This window comes from Loigolactobacillus backii (assembly GCF_001663675.1).
Lineage (GTDB): Bacteria > Bacillota > Bacilli > Lactobacillales > Lactobacillaceae > Loigolactobacillus > Loigolactobacillus backii.
This window is the reverse complement of sequence record NZ_CP014873.1, coordinates 2,198,862-2,215,526: the sequence shown is the minus strand read 5'-3', so window position 1 is coordinate 2,215,526 and position 16,665 is coordinate 2,198,862. Positions and strand designations below refer to the sequence as shown.

The 16,665-nt window shown below is 39.4% G+C and carries 20 protein-coding genes, 1 tRNA gene and 1 other annotated feature; of the genes, 14 read left to right on the top strand and 7 right to left on the bottom strand.

Going from position 1 to position 16,665, the window contains the following annotated elements; translation table 11 throughout:
- Nucleotides 1-137 precede the first annotated feature (137 nt).
- The 4 genes from AYR53_RS10085 to AYR53_RS10075 all read right to left on the bottom strand — a co-directional run bounded on the left by AYR53_RS10085 (nt 138) and on the right by AYR53_RS10075 (nt 4,871).
- Complete coding sequence (locus AYR53_RS10085; RefSeq protein WP_068224565.1) at nt 138-1,421, bottom strand: ISL3 family transposase; 1,284 nt, start codon at nt 1,419-1,421, stop codon at nt 138-140.
- A gap of 280 nt (nt 1,422-1,701) precedes the next feature.
- A complete protein-coding gene (locus AYR53_RS10080) occupies nt 1,702-4,113 on the bottom strand; it encodes a Xaa-Pro dipeptidyl-peptidase (RefSeq protein ID WP_068223783.1) in 2,412 nt (803 codons plus the stop codon).
- Between the two features lie 166 nt (nt 4,114-4,279).
- A complete protein-coding gene (locus AYR53_RS13550) occupies nt 4,280-4,432 on the bottom strand; it encodes a hypothetical protein (protein WP_156519987.1) in 153 nt (50 codons plus the stop codon).
- 4 nt (nt 4,433-4,436) lie between these two features.
- On the bottom strand, nt 4,437-4,871 hold the full coding sequence (locus AYR53_RS10075) for a universal stress protein (RefSeq protein ID WP_068223786.1): 435 nt from the start codon (nt 4,869-4,871) through the stop codon (nt 4,437-4,439).
- Between the two features lie 453 nt (nt 4,872-5,324).
- On the opposite strand from AYR53_RS10075, the gene AYR53_RS10070 reads away from it, so the two are divergent.
- The 5 genes from AYR53_RS10070 to AYR53_RS10050 all read left to right on the top strand — a co-directional run bounded on the left by AYR53_RS10070 (nt 5,325) and on the right by AYR53_RS10050 (nt 9,525).
- On the top strand, nt 5,325-6,734 hold the full coding sequence (locus AYR53_RS10070; RefSeq protein WP_068223789.1) for an NAD-dependent succinate-semialdehyde dehydrogenase: 1,410 nt from the start codon (nt 5,325-5,327) through the stop codon (nt 6,732-6,734).
- Nucleotides 6,735-7,064: 330 nt separating this feature from the next.
- The gene (locus AYR53_RS10065; protein WP_237051164.1) at nt 7,065-7,448 is read left to right on the top strand and encodes a hypothetical protein; all 384 of its coding nucleotides are present in this window, start codon (nt 7,065-7,067) and stop codon (nt 7,446-7,448) included.
- A complete protein-coding gene (locus tag AYR53_RS10060) occupies nt 7,449-7,670 on the top strand; it encodes a hypothetical protein (RefSeq protein WP_225359734.1) in 222 nt (73 codons plus the stop codon).
- 54 nt (nt 7,671-7,724) lie between these two features.
- A tRNA-Arg gene (locus AYR53_RS10055) sits at nt 7,725-7,798 on the top strand.
- A 377-nt stretch (nt 7,799-8,175) separates the two neighbouring features.
- On the top strand, nt 8,176-9,525 hold the full coding sequence (locus AYR53_RS10050) for an IS4 family transposase (RefSeq protein ID WP_068223115.1): 1,350 nt from the start codon (nt 8,176-8,178) through the stop codon (nt 9,523-9,525).
- A 234-nt stretch (nt 9,526-9,759) separates the two neighbouring features.
- On the opposite strand, the gene AYR53_RS10045 is transcribed toward AYR53_RS10050, so the two are convergent.
- From AYR53_RS10045 to AYR53_RS10035, 3 genes are all read right to left on the bottom strand, one after another.
- Nucleotides 9,760-10,014 (bottom strand): hypothetical protein, encoded by a 255-nt coding sequence (locus AYR53_RS10045; RefSeq protein ID WP_068223792.1) that lies wholly within the window; start codon nt 10,012-10,014, stop codon nt 9,760-9,762.
- 174 nt (nt 10,015-10,188) lie between these two features.
- Complete coding sequence (locus AYR53_RS10040; protein ID WP_156520051.1) at nt 10,189-10,830, bottom strand: hypothetical protein; 642 nt, start codon at nt 10,828-10,830, stop codon at nt 10,189-10,191.
- A gap of 76 nt (nt 10,831-10,906) precedes the next feature.
- Nucleotides 10,907-11,323, bottom strand: coding sequence for a PAS domain-containing protein (locus AYR53_RS10035; RefSeq protein ID WP_068226204.1), 417 nt, complete (start codon nt 11,321-11,323; stop codon nt 10,907-10,909).
- Between the two features lie 226 nt (nt 11,324-11,549).
- Here AYR53_RS10035 and AYR53_RS10030 point away from each other — a divergent pair, with 226 nt between their 5' ends.
- The 9 genes from AYR53_RS10030 to nusB all read left to right on the top strand — a co-directional run bounded on the left by AYR53_RS10030 (nt 11,550) and on the right by nusB (nt 16,583).
- Complete coding sequence (locus tag AYR53_RS10030) at nt 11,550-11,816, top strand: LysR family transcriptional regulator (protein ID WP_068223798.1); 267 nt, start codon at nt 11,550-11,552, stop codon at nt 11,814-11,816.
- 158 nt (nt 11,817-11,974) lie between these two features.
- Nucleotides 11,975-12,214: a cytochrome b5 domain-containing protein gene (locus AYR53_RS10025; protein ID WP_068280414.1), complete on the top strand. Its 240-nt coding sequence runs from the start codon at nt 11,975-11,977 to the stop codon at nt 12,212-12,214.
- Nucleotides 12,215-12,414: 200 nt separating this feature from the next.
- Nucleotides 12,415-12,489 (top strand) — a sequence feature (ribosomal protein L21 leader region).
- Nucleotides 12,490-12,503: 14 nt separating this feature from the next.
- Nucleotides 12,504-12,812, top strand: a complete 309-nt coding sequence (rplU, locus tag AYR53_RS10020) for a 50S ribosomal protein L21 (RefSeq protein ID WP_068223803.1) — start codon at nt 12,504-12,506, stop codon at nt 12,810-12,812.
- Nucleotides 12,813-12,829: 17 nt separating this feature from the next.
- The gene (locus tag AYR53_RS10015) at nt 12,830-13,162 is read left to right on the top strand and encodes a ribosomal-processing cysteine protease Prp (RefSeq protein ID WP_068223806.1); all 333 of its coding nucleotides are present in this window, start codon (nt 12,830-12,832) and stop codon (nt 13,160-13,162) included.
- A gap of 31 nt (nt 13,163-13,193) precedes the next feature.
- Nucleotides 13,194-13,487 (top strand): 50S ribosomal protein L27, encoded by a 294-nt coding sequence (rpmA, locus tag AYR53_RS10010; RefSeq protein ID WP_068223809.1) that lies wholly within the window; start codon nt 13,194-13,196, stop codon nt 13,485-13,487.
- A 123-nt stretch (nt 13,488-13,610) separates the two neighbouring features.
- On the top strand, nt 13,611-14,684 hold the full coding sequence (locus AYR53_RS10005) for a M24 family metallopeptidase (protein WP_068223812.1): 1,074 nt from the start codon (nt 13,611-13,613) through the stop codon (nt 14,682-14,684).
- 243 nt (nt 14,685-14,927) lie between these two features.
- Nucleotides 14,928-15,485, top strand: coding sequence for an elongation factor P (efp, locus tag AYR53_RS10000; protein ID WP_068223815.1), 558 nt, complete (start codon nt 14,928-14,930; stop codon nt 15,483-15,485).
- Between the two features lie 223 nt (nt 15,486-15,708).
- The gene (locus AYR53_RS09995; RefSeq protein WP_068223819.1) at nt 15,709-16,152 is read left to right on the top strand and encodes an Asp23/Gls24 family envelope stress response protein; all 444 of its coding nucleotides are present in this window, start codon (nt 15,709-15,711) and stop codon (nt 16,150-16,152) included.
- The gene (gene nusB / locus AYR53_RS09990; protein ID WP_068223821.1) at nt 16,149-16,583 is read left to right on the top strand and encodes a transcription antitermination factor NusB; all 435 of its coding nucleotides are present in this window, start codon (nt 16,149-16,151) and stop codon (nt 16,581-16,583) included. The genes AYR53_RS09995 and nusB overlap by 4 nt, the downstream gene beginning before the upstream one ends.
- The last annotated feature ends 82 nt before the right edge of the window (nt 16,584-16,665 follow it).

Genomic DNA, 16,665 nt, shown 5'->3' with positions numbered 1-16,665 from the left:
GCTTAGAACCAAGTGTTAACAATATCTGTTTGTTACAAGCGATTGAAATATGCATCATTAATGTGCGCTAATCCTAGTGATATTATTTATGGCTCTCTGTCAAATCCTGTTGATAGCCAATTTTACAGTGTTAGAAGTTAGGCAACTTCTAATGCTGTTTTTTTATTTGGTTTGGTGCGCATTTGTTGTAGTTTGATCCGTGAAACTAAATGGTGATAGTTGCGAAAACCAAAGGCCGTTCGCTGGATCTGTTTGATCATGCGATTGATGCCTTCAATGGGACCGTTCGAATACTTTGATTCACTGGCATTGAGGATGATCTCTAGGTTTTTCTTGAAAGTGATTAGTGTGGCCTTCATTTTGGGACTGAGTTGCTCATTGTGATATAAATAGATCACGAGCCCATCTTTATCGTAATTTTTTAGACAAGTCATGATGCCTTGCATGATGGTGTAGGTGTTCGCTAACGTTTCATCAAGCTCAAGACCCAACTGAACGCGTTCTTGCTGGGTTACTTGTTGGCGCAGATGGCGATCATAAAATAATTGTTTAACCTCCAGGTCATCACAATGTTTTAAGTACAGTTTCCAAGCGAATTTTAGGATCCGATATTCTTTGGTCCGTTTAGAATATTGTTTCATAAGCTGCACGCGACTTTGGTTGAACGCTCTGGTCATCATGGCGATAATGTGAAACCGATCGACGATGATCTTAGCGTTGGGGAATACGACTTTAACAATGTCTTGGTAGTAACTATTAAGGTCTAAAGTCACGGTTTTAACGCGCTGACGCACGCTGAGCGGAAACTGCTTAAAGTAAGCTATAATGTTTTGTTTCAACCGATCCGGCAGGATCTGTTGAATTTCATGATCACCAGCACCGTTAATACAAATAAAGTGCAGGACACCGCCAACACCACGTACTTCATCCATCGCTAAATGTTCTGGCAGATAGTTGTAATTCCGGCGAAAGAGATCATCATATTTATCTAGGTAGCGACAAACAGTACTGGGTGAGACATTATTGTCACAAGCAATACTCTTTTGGGTCCGATCATCTTGTAAATGCATAAAGATCTTTTGGCGAGTTGCCCGGGAGATATTGCAATATTTATCAACTAGCTCGGTCGTTGCCATCACACTAGTCCCACAGTTTTTACAAAGCAGGCGCTCTTTATGCAGTTCTAGGTACACCGGCTCACTGGCGTTGGCGGCTAGGTAGGTCACCCGGGAAAGGTAGTGACCATTATGATTGAACTGATCAAAGCCACACTGGGGGCAACGTTCAAGGCCGGTCTTGACAGTTGCGCGATAGACTTTAATTCGTCTGTTTTGTTTGTATTCGTAACCATAATCGAAAAAAATGACATTTGGGTCTTTAATACTGAGCGCAAATTTTATATGATTGTCTATAGGGTTCACGGTTTTCTCATATCCTTTCAAATGATACTTGTGGTGGGTAGATTTTTGGATGAGAGCTGTGAGCTCTTTTTCTGCACAAAAATCCTGTTAATAGTTTACCATTTGTAAACTATCAACAGGAAAAAGTATAGAGCCATTTATTTTAACAATTAGGCCGCACTTTTTTGTTATTCAGGAAAATTTTTATTAAGAATATAGTCGGGCAAATCTAGGTCGGGTTTGAAAAATACTTTTATTAGTATTTTCATGACTACTTTTGGGCAAACACTTCCTGGCAGTTTTATTTTCTAAAAGGTATTTCTAATTGACTAGCATTTAAATCCAAAATATAGTTGGCCTTCTTGGGGGAACGCAATGTCATGCCCATATCGGTTGCATAAACAACAAGTCCCAATTGGTGACCAGCGGCCAAGTGGAAACGAGTAGGTTGGAGTTCAAAGTGGACGGTGTAGAATTCGTTTGGGATAACTTCCTCATTTTTAAACGGTTGTTGCCGGTTTTGTAGATTAATGTGGCCCTTAGTAATCAGCTTAAATGGTGTGGTCTGTGCCTGCGTTGTGAACTCAACTAGGTCATCGCTCTTCCAGTTATAGCCGAGTTTATAGCCTGATCGTTCTAAGACAGTAGGTACTTCAGTTAAGCGCTTAGCGACACCATAATCGACCAACATCACACTTAAAAGTCCAGTTGGTTGGTCCACCGCGGCCTGTAAAGTAACGGTTGGTTTACCATCGATTATTTGTGTTTGTTTAAAGGGTGCTGTTTTTAAGCAGATTCGATTATTTTGGTAGGGGCCATCCGCGGTTAATAATTGCTGCTGCCATTGATGTTCATCACCGTTAGTTTGTTTAAATTGTTCTAGACCGTCATCTTTAAAACTTAGACTAGCTGCGGAAGTTGGTTTTGTTGTGGTCAGATCTTTAGTTGTTAAATGATAAAGTGTCAATTTTTGATCAATTCGCGACCAATCATGCTGGGGTGTCCAGGTTTCCGGAGTTAAATTATCCTGAATGGTGACGTTAGGTAAAATCTCTTTAGCATGATTGACCACACCATAAAGTTCATAACTTAACCAAAGATTCATCATGTCCGTAAAATCAATAGATGGCATGTTGTTCATGTAGATATGCTTACCTTGGTGTAAAAATAATTTGCGACTAATATTTTGTCCGCGTAAACCGGCCCAAAGTTTCTCAACATTTCGCGGTTTAACGTTCCAATCATTTAGCCCGTGAACCATTACCATATCGGCCTTCACGTTGCTTAAATTGCGGCGATAATTACGTTCATCCCAAAAATGATTGTAATTGCCGGTGACACGATCTTGGTCTTTGGCTAAAGCCGCAAGATTCTGCTGGAAAATAGTTTTTACCTGCGTGTAGTCACCAGCGTCCATTTGGCGGGAAAAACATAATTCAGCAAGCACATCAGCGTCTTCTCCTTGGCAATCAATAGGTGCAACGACTAGCCCATTATCGCGATAATAATCGTACCAACTGGAAATGGCCGCCTCTGAAATAACCGTTTTAAGTCCAGCAACACCAGTAGTTGCAGCTGCCGTAGCCAAGGTTCCAAGGTAAGATTTACCCGTCATTGCTACGTTTCCATTACACCACCAGGCCTTAATCACGATACCATCAGTTCTGTTAGTAAATGCCTTCCGATCACCATGCAGCCACTGAATGATGGCAATTGTGGATTCAGTTTCGGCCGGGGAGCCACAAGTTCGAATACCATCAGATCCACGTGTGCCAATCCCACCCGCGTAAACGTTAACGAAACCACGAGGTAGAAAATAATCATTTAGTGAATAAAAACTTGGTTCATCGCCATAACGTTCTGCCGTTTGGCTTTCACTATTAACCGGCATTTCCTCTGGTAATTGGGTGGTTGGTTCGCTGTAATTAATAGCAGCATAGTCCGTATTGCTGGGTGTTTTTGGACTGATTTCTTGATCAACTGAGTGAAGGTAGTCCGTAACGTCGTTCATTCCCTTGTAGTAGGGGTTAGCGGTGTATAAAACGGGCATTTTTAAGCCTTGGTTGGTTTCCCGTGGACGAAAAATGGTTGTCTCAAGTAAATCGCGGTGACCATCCTGATCAGTATCCAAACTGGATTCAACGTAAACGACTTCCTTAACAACTTGGTTGGGATCGAAAACTGGCTGCATTTTACCATTAAAGGTTAGTGGGTGGGGATTTTCTTTCGATTGAAAATCTTTAAAATAGCCGCGGTTAGCGAGATCGTCAAGAAAAGTAACGCCAAACCTAGTGTGTGTCGTTAATAGCAAGTAGCTGTTCTTTAAAAGTGCCTGATTGTCAAAAACAGCAGGTTCATTAAAGGCCAGTTTAGTTTGGCGCATGAATTCAAGTGGTGAATTGAGCTTGAAGTCAGTTTTCGGATGGAAGCCGAGAAGTTGTAAGGCAATATTATAAAAAATTTGGTTGTTAAACGGTTTGGCTTGGTCTAGTAGGTCAGTAACTGTGAAAACTGAAGTGGCTAATAAATTTGCACAGGCCGCCTTTTTTGTTGTTGCCGTATAGCAATCAGGAAAAACTTGGTTAAAAAAGTGAATGAGATTATCTTGTAAGGGACGTTTGAAAAAATTAGCGTCAATAAACTTAATCGCCAATAATTCATGCACCATGGTCTCTTGCGGAACTGTTATTTGTGCAAACTGATTAATTTTCATTGTAAGCCTCCTGTGATAATCGAGTCATTCTTTCAAAAATAAATAAAAAATGGTACAACTCAATTATAGTTCACAACTGAGTTATACCACTACGAAAATTTTTAGATTAAATTGTGCTAGAAAGTGTTTTACAAAGCAGTTAGAATTTGGCCGCCATTGAACTCACCTAATGAAAGAAGATATAGATAATGGCGGGCAACAAGATGGCAAGTAGCCAAATGAGATATCTGGCGCCAGTTGTACTGGTAGTTCGGTAAAGAATAAACGCAATGAACCAAATAATTAATACGCTAATTCCAAGCGTTAGCCAGTGAGCCATAATATCACTCCTTAATAATTGTGACGTTACAGTGGGAATTTTGAGCAATGTAGGTAGCAGTCGAGCCTAACTTACCGGATTCAAAAGCATTATTACCAGTAGCGCCAATAAATAATAAATCAAACTTTAATTGTTCAGTTAACGCTACGATTTGTTCTTTCGGGTAGCCATAAACAACCTTTGTTTCAACTTGTTTTAAACCAACCTTTTGTGCTTCTTCTGTGTAATCCGCGACGAGTTCAGTTGCCAAATTAGTTTCCTGATCAACTAAGTGTAAAAATGTATCGTGATAACGTTCAGCAAGGTAGCCGCGGTCATTAACAACGTAAAGAATAGTGAGCGCTGCTTGCACGGCCTTAGCTAACTCAACTGCGCGTTGAAATGCTGTGTACGCTGCCTTGGAACCATCGACGGCGACAAGAAAAGTTTGTTTCATCATTTAACCCCCTCGTTGTAAAGGCTTACCTTAACAACTTTAGTATACGGGGCCTTTAATGGAGAAGTCAAAAAAAATGGTTAAGTTAATAGAATAATAAATAAGCAAAAGTGGGTGCGAACAGTCAGGGAAGACTCGCAGATTTTGCAATAATGATTGCTAAATGATTTGCTGTTATCTTTTTTGATAATAGTATTATTAATTGTTCAGCGGCACTAAATTAAGTGAGAATAACGTTAAAAAGCCTTGAAAACAAATGACTCATAGGAATCGGCATAATAGTTTAATAAAAAATGAGATTACAAACTATCGGCGGTATAGGTACTTTAAATTGGTCTAGTCTAAAATTTAACTGCAAACAGTTTGATGAAAGCACTTGCAAAAAAGTCACCAGTAATGGTAGAGTAGTCTCTAAGAATTAATATTAATTAAAGTACAATTAGGAGGTACTTAAAAATGGCATATAAAACAATTAACCCCTATACGAATGAATTGGTAAAGACGTACCCGAATCATGACGATGCGTACGTTGAAAAGACGCTTAGTAAGGCCGATGCACTTTATCATCAATGGCGGAATCAACCAGTTAAAGAACGAACGGTTCTATTACAAGCGGTGAGTGACTATTTTACGGCACACACGGACGAACTGGCTAAAGTTCTTACAATTGATATGGGTAAACGGCTTAGCGAAGCAAAAGGTGAAGTGGCCATTTGTGCCGCAATTGCGCAATATTATGCGGATCACGGTGAAGAAATGCTTCAGCCACAGACGATTAAATCTTCGGCTGGTGAAGCACGAGAAGAAAAACACCCAGTTGGTACGTTGATGATGGTCGAGCCGTGGAACTTTCCATATTACCAGCTAATGCGAGTTTTCGCGCCCAACTTTGCGGTAGGTAATCCAGTTGTTTATAAGCACGCCAGTAATACACCGGCCTCGGCGGCAGCATTTGAGGAAGCAGTTCGTAATGCCGGAGTACCTGATGGCAGTTGTACCAATCTTTTCATTAGTTACGATCAAGTTTCTAACGTGATTGCTGACAAGCGAATCCATGGTGTGGCTTTGACTGGCTCCGAAAGAGCCGGCAAAAAAGTTGCGGCTGAAGCCGGGCAAAACTTGAAGAAAAGTACACTAGAATTAGGTGGTAGCGATGCGTTTATCGTTGCTGAAGATGCTAATCTAGAGGAAGTTAACAAGGTTGCCACTTCGGCACGGCTTTATAATGCAGGGCAAGTTTGCACGTCATCTAAGCGCTTTATTATTACCGAAAATCATTATGATGAATTTTTGGCCGCTTTAAAGAAGAGCTTCGCGCAAGTTAAGTGGGGCGATCCAATGGATGATGCAACAACTCTGGCACCGCTTTGTACGGTCAGCGCTAAGGAGAAACTTCAAGCGCAAGTAGATGATGCCATTGCTAACGGCGCAACACTTGAATACGGAAATCAGCCAATTGATCATCCTGGGAACTTCTTTGAGCCAACTATTTTAACTAATATTACGCGGGATAATCCAGCATACTTCACCGAATTCTTTGGCCCAGTTGCACAGGTTTATAAAGTTAAGGATGATGCAGCGGCAATTAAATTGGCCAATGATTCTGATTATGGTTTAGGTGGGGTTGTCTTTGCTGGTAATCCTAAGCATGGGGCAGAGATTGCGTCACAAATTGAAACCGGCCAAGTTTTCGTAAATACCTATTTTGGAACGTTACCTGAATTACCATTTGGCGGTGTCAAGAATTCTGGGTACGGGCGCGAACTTGGTCATTTAGGAATTAATGAGTTTGTTAATAACGAGTTAGTGGTTGTTAATCCAGAACCAAAAGTTGATTTTGAGAATACTTTTGGTGGCTTTGTTTAAGGCTAGCACTCAGAGCCATGTTTCTTGCGGCATGTACTTTGCCACAAGAATGGCCATCGTTCGTAGCATCAAGATTATTAGCGATTCTGACTAATAATCCTCAATTGCGAAGTAGAATCTAACCGTTTTTTCAAACACTCTCGTTAGGCACGTGAACCTGGACTTTTGGTGCACGTTCTGGCGTAATGTTTGGAAATAGGAAGAGGCTGGGGCTGTTGTCCCGGCCTCTTTTGCATGCCGTAAATTTGGTCGATTAATTATGTGCCGACAAGTTACAAACAATTTGTTATACTGGAGACAAGTTATTTTAATTAAAAGAGGTTGTAAAAAATGAAACAGCTCGCAGATGGTAATTGGCAATGGCCTCGTTACCAGGATTTCTTACCTGAATTTATTCAGGCTTACATGGCAGTTGATCCAACGATTGTTACTGATTTTGATCGTTATGTCACTAATTTTCCGAAACGAACTGAGATTTGTCAGCATTACGCTAAAAAATGGCTAACAATAAAGCAGGATGCTGGGCTTAACTTTCAACCAACTACTTTATCCGTTGGTGAATTATTAAATTTCATCAGTGAAATTTGGGCGCAAGAACCTGTTAATTTATACTCATTGATGAAGCATGGTATCACTGAACAGTTAGTTGCTGCCCGCTTTGAAAGTCTGGACCGGCTTTACGCCATGCTACATGTCACCCCAAAGGAGAACTAAATGCCAAGTCATGAATCAAAAAACGACGACACTACCGCAGAAATAAACGTTGAAAAAACGGAAACAAAATTTTCTTGTCCAGTTTGTCAAGAAGAGTTAATTTTTGGTACAAAAGAATGTCGTTCTTGTGGTACGCAGATATTTTACCGTGACTTATCAAACGAATATTGGAACGAACGCAAACTAAAGATGTTACACAATAGTGATGCAATCGGTCATTAAAATGAAATGTCGTTGACACGCCGGTTTTTCTTATTTATAATTAAGCCTGTTATTGTCTCAGTAGCTCAGCTGGATAGAGCAATGGTCTTCTAAACCATGGGTCGTGGGTCCGAATCCCACCTGAGGCATAAATAGTAACTGCAAGTAGTTTTTTAAATAGCTTAAATGCCTTTATATCGGGTATTTAGACTATTTTTTTATTTTTTGCTACTGCAAGTATATCAATTTAAACTGGGCATAAACTGGGCTGATGAGTTGCTTTTTTCTATCACTGCAGGTTTGTTTATTTTAAGTGGGAATTACCTTCGACAAAAATGCTAACTTTAAACCCGTATCTGTTGTACTATACTAATTAATTAGGTAATTTAACTAAAGGTTGAAAGTTAAATAGTTACCCAATACCCCAGTCTGCTGGGGTATTTTAATACAAAAATAGACATGAAACCATTCACATCTGTATACTTAAAGCGTCTAAACAAAAACCATACAGAGGAGTTTCATGCCCATGTCTACTATACAATACAATGACACTGATATTCATCATTCTTTTGCTCATTTTTCAAAATTGGTCCATCTCTCCGCTATTTTGCGTCGTGTCAATATCCATAAATCGCGCGGTATTAAAACTGAACGCTTATTTGAGTGGTTATTGACCACAATCTTTAATCGCTACTCCATTTTTAGAGCAGAAAAGGCTAACGATTTTTCAAAACGAACTGTTCGAAATTGCCTAAATGACCCGCATATTAATTGGCAACGGCTGGTTCAGCTATTAGCGATTCATTTGATTCAATACGTTCAACATTTTACCGATCCAAGACGGCGACAGGCTTTGATCATTGATGATTCATTGTTTAAACGTGAATTTTCACGCAAAACTGAACTATTGGCCCGTGTTTTTGACCACGACAAACAGCAGTATTTTAAAGGCTTCCGGACACTAACTTTAGGCTGGAGTGACGGCAACACTTTTTTACCGCTGAACTTTGCCTTGATGTCATCAAGCCACGCCAAAAATCGATTTGGGCGCCTTAAGTCCAATGATCAACGATCACTGTCCGCAAAACGACGTACGCAGGCAACACGTAAAATGACCGCTGTTGCTTTAGAATTGGTAGATGAGGCAATCAAATCTGGAATCAAGGCCAAATACGTCCTATTCGATAGCTGGTACACGTCACCGCGGATGTTTGCGGCATTGCTAAAACGTCACTGTCATGGGATTGGCATGTTGAAAAAAACTAAAAAGGTTTATTTTCGTTATCGTGGCCGCGAAATGGATATTAAGACCTTATACGCTAATTTGCGGCGCAGTAAATGGCCAATTAAGGATAACTATCTATACAGTCCCATCGTCACATTTGAAGTTGATGGCGAAAAGATCCCAATGAAATTAGTTTTCGTAACCAAACGCGGCCAGGTTGATCAATATCTTGTATTGGCGACCACAATGACTGCTCTAAGACCAGAAGCAATCATTCAGATGTACGGTCGGCGGTGGCAGATCGAATGTTATTTTAAAGTCGCCAAACAATACCTGCAATTTGATCAGACTCAAGTCCAAAGCTACGATGGGCTCTGCGGTCATCTAGCAATGGTCATGTTAAGCTATGACGTCCTTGCATTGGCACAACGCGAAAACATGGACGACAGGACACTGGGTGACTTATTTTTCGATTATGGGCGCCCGTTGCCCGATATTAAGTTAGTAAGTGCGTTGAATTGGTTGATACAAACAATTACTGGTCTAGGTGAAAAACTCGACATGGCGGTTGAAACATTAAATATGATTTTTGACGAATTTATAAAAGCATTACCGAATAGCCTTGGCAGGCTACTCGGTAATGCTCAATGAAGTGGAAATTAGTAATATAATGTGCCATAACCGTTTGGCATCAATGGTTACGGTCCATTTTGATACTTTCAACCTTTAGGTAATTTAATTGTCCTTGCAACGTTGCGCTGTCTTTATATCAGTCTAAAAAAATAATTATCGGTATAAGTCGCCGCAAAATTATTTTATAAGTAAATAAATTGCTTAAAAATAGAGGCCTGCTAAATTTATATTTGGCAGGCCCTTATTTTTATTCTATTCTAATTTAATTACATGAAGGTTGTCATCAATATCATATAGATCATATTTATCAGTTTCAATAAATTGGTGGTTTTTAAGGTTAGCAAAAATGTAATGACAAACTAAAGTTGCTATTTCATTTGTGAGACAATCTTGATTAATAGTAATAATAGAATTCTTATTTGTGTGAAAATAATCAATAGTGAGTTCATTGTTGTACATTTCAACAAATACCACCTTATCAGTGTTTTCAAAAGTCCAACCTGGCATAAATATATTACTTCCTTTCATGTATCTATTTAGTAAGATACGTAAAAGTAAGCCATTTATTTTTTAATTAATAATTAAGTTGTGTTAAATATATGTGAACTACAAATCACATTCTAGCTAAACATCATCAAACAACTAAAATCATTTTTTTAAGCACACCAAACTTCCTAGAATTTAATTTCCGGCCGCAGTCGAATTAGCGTTAACACCGTTATCTGTTGATTGCGCATTTGCTGCACTTGTTCCAGTGGCATTTAAGTTGCCGCCACCAATCCAATCAGTTTGACCTTGCGTTCCAGAATTGGATGAATCACTGGAATCATCTCCAGAAGTAGCTGGTGGTGTTTGCTGTGATTGCGCTTGAGCGGCCTGCTGACTTTGTTGTGCCTGCTGTTGACTAGCCTGGGCAATTTGTTGACTACTTGCAATTGCGGCCTGTTCTGAACTATTGGCCGCGGCCGTTTGGGAGGAACTATCAGCTGCCTGTTGTTGGGCAATAGAAGAAGATTGGGCGGCGGCTGAGCTTTCACTTGCGGCTTCAGTGCTTGATGCACTGGCGGCCTTGGCCTTACGCTTGCTTTCAGATTTGGCCTTGGCACTGGCTTTCTTAGCCGAAGAACGTTTGGCCTTAGCTTCAATTTTGGCCTTACTTTCTGCCTTAGCTGCAGTTTTTTTCTTACTACTTTGCTGTTTGGCCACACTTTCAGATTTAGCCTTTGCTAACGAGCTACTTTTGCTCGCCAAATTATTTCCACAAGCGGCCAGGTTAATAGTGGCCAGGGCGATGATTCCCAAACTAACTAATTTTTTCATCATTTATTCCTCCAAATAAATTATTCCTCCAAAATTATCGTAAAATTCCCCAAAAGTTGGAAATTGCTTTAAAATAACGCTATTTGTTCCTTAAAAGCCTAACTAAATTCCCAAGTTTACTCGATTTAGTAAATTCAGAAACATCTTCAGTGACTTCGATGCAACCAATGTAATCCCCTGAATCATTATGTAAGGCGTAGAAGGCGATGTGAATTTGTTTACCTTTTGCAGGAACTGTCATCTGGATGGAATCACGTTCACCGCTGTGCATTTCAGCAAGTACTTTTTTTACGCGACCAGCACTGTGAGCGGGATGGACAGCCAATACAGGTTGGTTAAGTTTACTAGTATCGCGTGCGAATAAACGATTAGTGTTATTTGAATACCAACGCACAATATCGTTTTCATCAATGAAATCAAATTCTTGGGGGATTGTCTTGAAGATTGCGTTGAGTTGTTCTAATTTTAAGGTTCCACTGGCTAAATTTACTTTCATCTGTTGATCATTCAATTGAAATTAACTCCTTATAGGTATTGTATTTATAGCTATTAGTATAGCAGAGCAGTCTCTATAAAAAAGTTAATTTACAGTGATTTGTTTTCGGATAACCCGTTTGTTAGTTATTAAGGATTGTAAAATTACTTTTGAAACAGTTTTAGTATAATTTAGCCGTAATAGGGTATATATTTATCCTAGAATATCAATGAGGAAGCGATATGAAATGTACAAAGTGTTGGTGGTACTTCATGATGGGAATGATTATATTCGAATGAACAAGGTGTATTTTGAAAATATTCCGGTAGCCGGTCAGTATATTATTCATTCTGACGGCCTCGCTTATGCCGTCGAAGAAGTGACAAGTTTTGCGGGTTACGTAAGTAGTAAAGGTGCAACTACGATTCTAATCGTTCATCAGGCACAAAAAGATGCTGCTGTTAATAAACTCTACGGCATGAATATTGAAAGCGATCTTGATGATCCAGAATAATAACGTGATGTTATTCTAAAAGGTAGTTGTGAGGTTATTAAATCAATTCGAGAAATAAACGATTATTTAAAGATAATTAGGCACTTTTCGTGTATTGATAGTTACTTAAATGGTAAACTATACATGGTAGTAAATAAATCAAGATTAGGAGTGGTTATATGGCAGAAAAGATATTTACAAAAGCTGAGTTAGCTAAGTTTGATGGTAAGAATGGTAACAAGGCTTACGTTGCAATTGATGGCGCTGTTTATGATGTTACCAACATTCCCCAGTGGGCTGAAGGTCAACATCATGGCCATGTTGCTGGTCAAGATTTGTCAGAAGCGATTACTCAGGCGCCCCATAAAAAATCGGTTTTACAGAAATTAACAGTGGTTGGTAAATATAGCGCAGAATAAATTTTTAGGCTTTTTGGCGTTATTTTATCTTGACCAAATTAGAGGAAGCAGGGAGGTTACAAACTCTGTTTCCTCTTTCATTTATTGTAAGGGTCCTTAGGTAGCCTTTTAAGTGTCAATTTATATAATCGGGAAGCTGAATATTTTGATTGCATATTGATACAAAGTTTGCTATCATTAGAACGTTGTATTTGTAGCTTCCAAAGCTGCAACCGCACGAAGCGAGTTTTTAAGTTTCGTCTGAACACTTGTATTCGGCGAGTCTAAGATATTAAGGAGGTGCATATTAATGTACGCAATTATTAAAACTGGTGGTAAACAACTTAAGGTAGAAGCTGGCGAACAAATTTGGGTTGAAAAACTCGATGCTAACGAAGGTGAACAAGTTACGTTCAGCGACGTTATCCTTGTTGGTGGCGATGATACTAAGATTGGCGCACCAACAGTTGACGGTGCAACTGTTACTGGTACAGTTGAAAAGCAAGGTAAGGAAAAGAAGGTTGTTACTTTCAAGTACAAGCCTAAGAAACATAGCCATACTAAGCGTGGCCATCGTCAACCATATACTCGTGTCAAAATTGACGCAATTAACGCATAGTTAAAAGTGGTGACACAATGATAAAAGCTAGTTTTGAGCGAAATGCAGAACAGGAAATTATTTATTTTCGGTTAACTGGTCACGCCGATTCTGGCCCTTACGGTAGTGATATCGTTTGTGCCGCTGTTTCGGCAGTCGCAATTGGTGCAGTTAATGGCGTTGAAGTATTGGCTGGGTTTGAACCACAAGTTAAGATGGATGCTGAAAATGGAGGCCATTTAGAGCTTCGATTACCGGCTAACTTAACTTTGGAACAAAATAAGACAGCACAAATTATCCTCGCCAATTTACATTTATCGCTTGAAAGTATTGTTGCAAGTTATCCAGATTATGTTGTAATCAAAAAATAAAATCTATCAAAAACGTAGGAGGTGCACGCATATGTTGAAAATGGATCTGCAATTCTTCTCTCACCATAAAGGTGGTGGTTCCACTGCTAACGGCCGTGACTCAGCTGGCCGTCGTTTAGGCAGCAAACGTGCTGATGGTCAAACAGTTACAAGTGGTTCAATTCTTTATCGTCAACGCGGAACTAAAATTCATCCTGGCGAAAACGTTGGGATTGGCGGCGATGATACATTATTTGCTTTAACAGATGGCGTTGTTCGTTTTGAACGTCTTGGTAAAAAGAAGAAAAAAGTTTCTGTTTACCCAGCTGAAGCAGCTGCTAAATAATTATTTAAAGGTCGAGGGCGTTTGCCTTTGGCCTTTTTTTGTGGTTTAGTGTATTTCGTTTATAGTTAGTTTTTGCTATACTGTTAGGCGTAAGTAAAAATGAGAGTGGGGAGGGTTGAGGCTATGGCAAGTCGGTTAGAGCGATTACGTGAAAAGTTGGCAGAAATTGGATTAGATGGTCTATTAGTAACTAGTCAGGCCAATTTACGTTATTTGTCGGCTTTTACTGGAACGACAGGTGTAGCCTTGATTACGCGTACTGCTGCTTATTTTATAACTGATTCGCGTTATTTAATTCAAGCGCAACAACAAGTGGCCCCACGTGGTTTTGTGATTACTGAAAATAAAGGGTCAATTTACGACATGGTGAATCAACTATTGCTGGACTGTCAGTTAACGACGTTAGGCTTTGAAGAGGCCTATATTTCTTTTCAAACCTATGATGAACTGGCGGACTTATTTGATGTTGGTTTGGTTCCTGTTGCCGGTATGATTGAGGAATTACGTGAAATTAAAGAACCAGCAGAGCTTGAACTAATTGAAAAGGCGATTAAGATTGCTGATCAAGGTTATCAACATATACTGGTCACCATTCGTCCTGGAATGACTGAACGACAAGTAGCAAATGAATTGGATTTTTATATGCGTAAACTAGGCGCTAGTGGTACTTCATTTGAGACAATTGTTGCTAGTGGTGTGCGATCAGCGTTACCACATGGTGTTGCGACTGATAAGATTATTCAGCAGCATGAATTAATTACGGTTGATTTCGGTTGCTACTATCACGGGTACGTTTCTGACGTGACCCGAACTTTCGCGATTGGCCGGCCAGATACCCAATTACAAGAAATTTATAAGATTGTGCTTGAAGCACAACAGGCTGTTGTAGATCAATTGCAACCGGGTGTTACTGGCGCAACAATTGATGCAGCGGCACGTGACCGGATTACTAAGGCTGGTTATGGGCCTGAATTTGGCCACGATACAGGTCATGGAATTGGTTTAGAAATACATGAAGGGCCGTATGCCGGTCCGAAAGTTCAGCAGCAATTTATAGTTGGCAATGTTGAAACTGCTGAACCAGGTATTTATCTGCCTGGGCTTGGTGGTGTTAGAATAGAAGATGATCTGTTAGTGACGCCAACGGGAAATCAGGTTTTAAATCAGGCACCGAAGCATGAATTGATTGTTCTCTAAGTACTGATTTACCGAATATTTGGCCGCGATCGGCGATCAATTTAATTAGTTATGAAACGTTAGTAAAAATTGTGCTCTAGCCAAATTTACTGTATTTTGTAAAAGTAACAAGAATTAAATGAAATATGTTTACTAGCTATGGCTCAAGTATATAAATCTGTGCCGCTACTGGCTTTCCAAAAGCGGAATTTTAGTCAATAATTGACCAAAAAGATATTATGGATTTTAGGAGGAACAATACGGATGATTTCAGTTAATGATTTTAAGACTGGTTTGACAATTGAAGTTGAAGGTGAATTATGGCGGGTGGTTGAATTTCAGCACGTTAAACCTGGTAAGGGTAGTGCCTTTGTTCGGTCAAAGCTTAAAAATTTACGTACGGGTGCTGTACAAGAAAAAACTTTTGCGGCAGGTAAAAAAGTGGGCCGCGCCCAAATTGATAATAAAAAAATGCAATATCTCTATCAAGATGGTGATAATTATGTCTTTATGGATACGGCAACTTACGAGCAATTATCTTTACCTGGTACTCAGATTAAGGATGAGCTAAATTACATCAAAGAGAATATGGAAGTTAGCGTTAGTATGTATGGTAGTGAAACCTTAGGTATTTCTTTACCTAATACAGTTGAATTAGAAGTTGCGGAAACTGAACCAGGAATTCGTGGTGATACACAATCTGGTGGCTCAAAACCCGCAACGATGGAAACTGGTTTAGTTGTTCAGGTACCATTTTTCATTAATGTTGGCGAAAAATTATTGATTAGTACTCAAGATGGTTCGTATATTTCACGTGCCTAGTTTGTTGTAGAAGAACGATTGTTGCGTAATTAGGGGACAATAAAAGATTTTCAGCCGTTGATTACGTATAATGACGATCACAGTATACAAAACAAACCTTAGAAAATTGAGGAGGCCATGTTTCGAGTGCATAATTTATTATGCAAGGAGAATGGTCATCCTCCGAAAATAAGATTTTGTGGTGACACAAAATAACCCTGATAGAATTGAGGAGGTTCAGAATATGGCTGAAGACAACAATATTGTTTTGGATTCAAAGGAACAACCTTCCCTTGGAAAAATTGAAATTGCACCAGAAGTAATCGAGATTATTTTAGGAATTGCGGCCCGTGAAGTGAAGGGTGTTTATCAAATGCGGGGAACACTTGCCTCAAGTATTAACGCGTTATTTGGTCGGGAAAATCGTGGTAAGGGCGTTAAACTAAGCGTTTCTGACGGTAAAATCAAGGCCGAAGTTTACGTTTATTTAAATTATGGTGTTTCGGTACCTCAGGTCGCTTTAAAAATGCAGGATCGAATTAAAGAACAATTGTTATTTATGACGGATCTTTCATTAGTAGAGGTTAATATTCATGTGGTGGGGGTTATTCCGGAAAAATTGGCAACAACTGTTGATCCTAACAACCTATTTGCGGACGATGATGATGAAAATGGTGATAATAAGTGACAATTACACGGCATAAAATTCGGGAATTAGCTTTTCAAACGCTTTTTGCAATTGATGCTAATCCAGAAGTTGATCAAACGGCCTTAATGAATTCATTATTAGCGCCAGTTGACTCAGTTACTGAAGAATCAGTGATCCCAGCATATTTACAAAGCCTAGTAACTGGCGTGTCCAATAGTACGGAAGTATTAGATGAACAGATTGCTGTACATTTAAGTAAAAATTGGTCGATTAAACGGATTGCTAAAACAGATTTGGTTATATTACGGATTGCCATTTTTGAGATTACTAATGTGGAAGATGTTCCGGCACGGGTTGCCGTCAATGAAGCTTTAGAGTTGGCTCGTAAATACAATGATGAACGTTCACGTCGTTTTATTAATGGTGTTTTATCGGCTATTTTACGTGAACAGGCAACACCGGATAATTAATTTTACAATGGACCAAAAAAGCAGTTTAGCCTTAGTGAATCCCAGTTTTCTGCAATTATTTAAATGTAGATTGGGTGTAAAA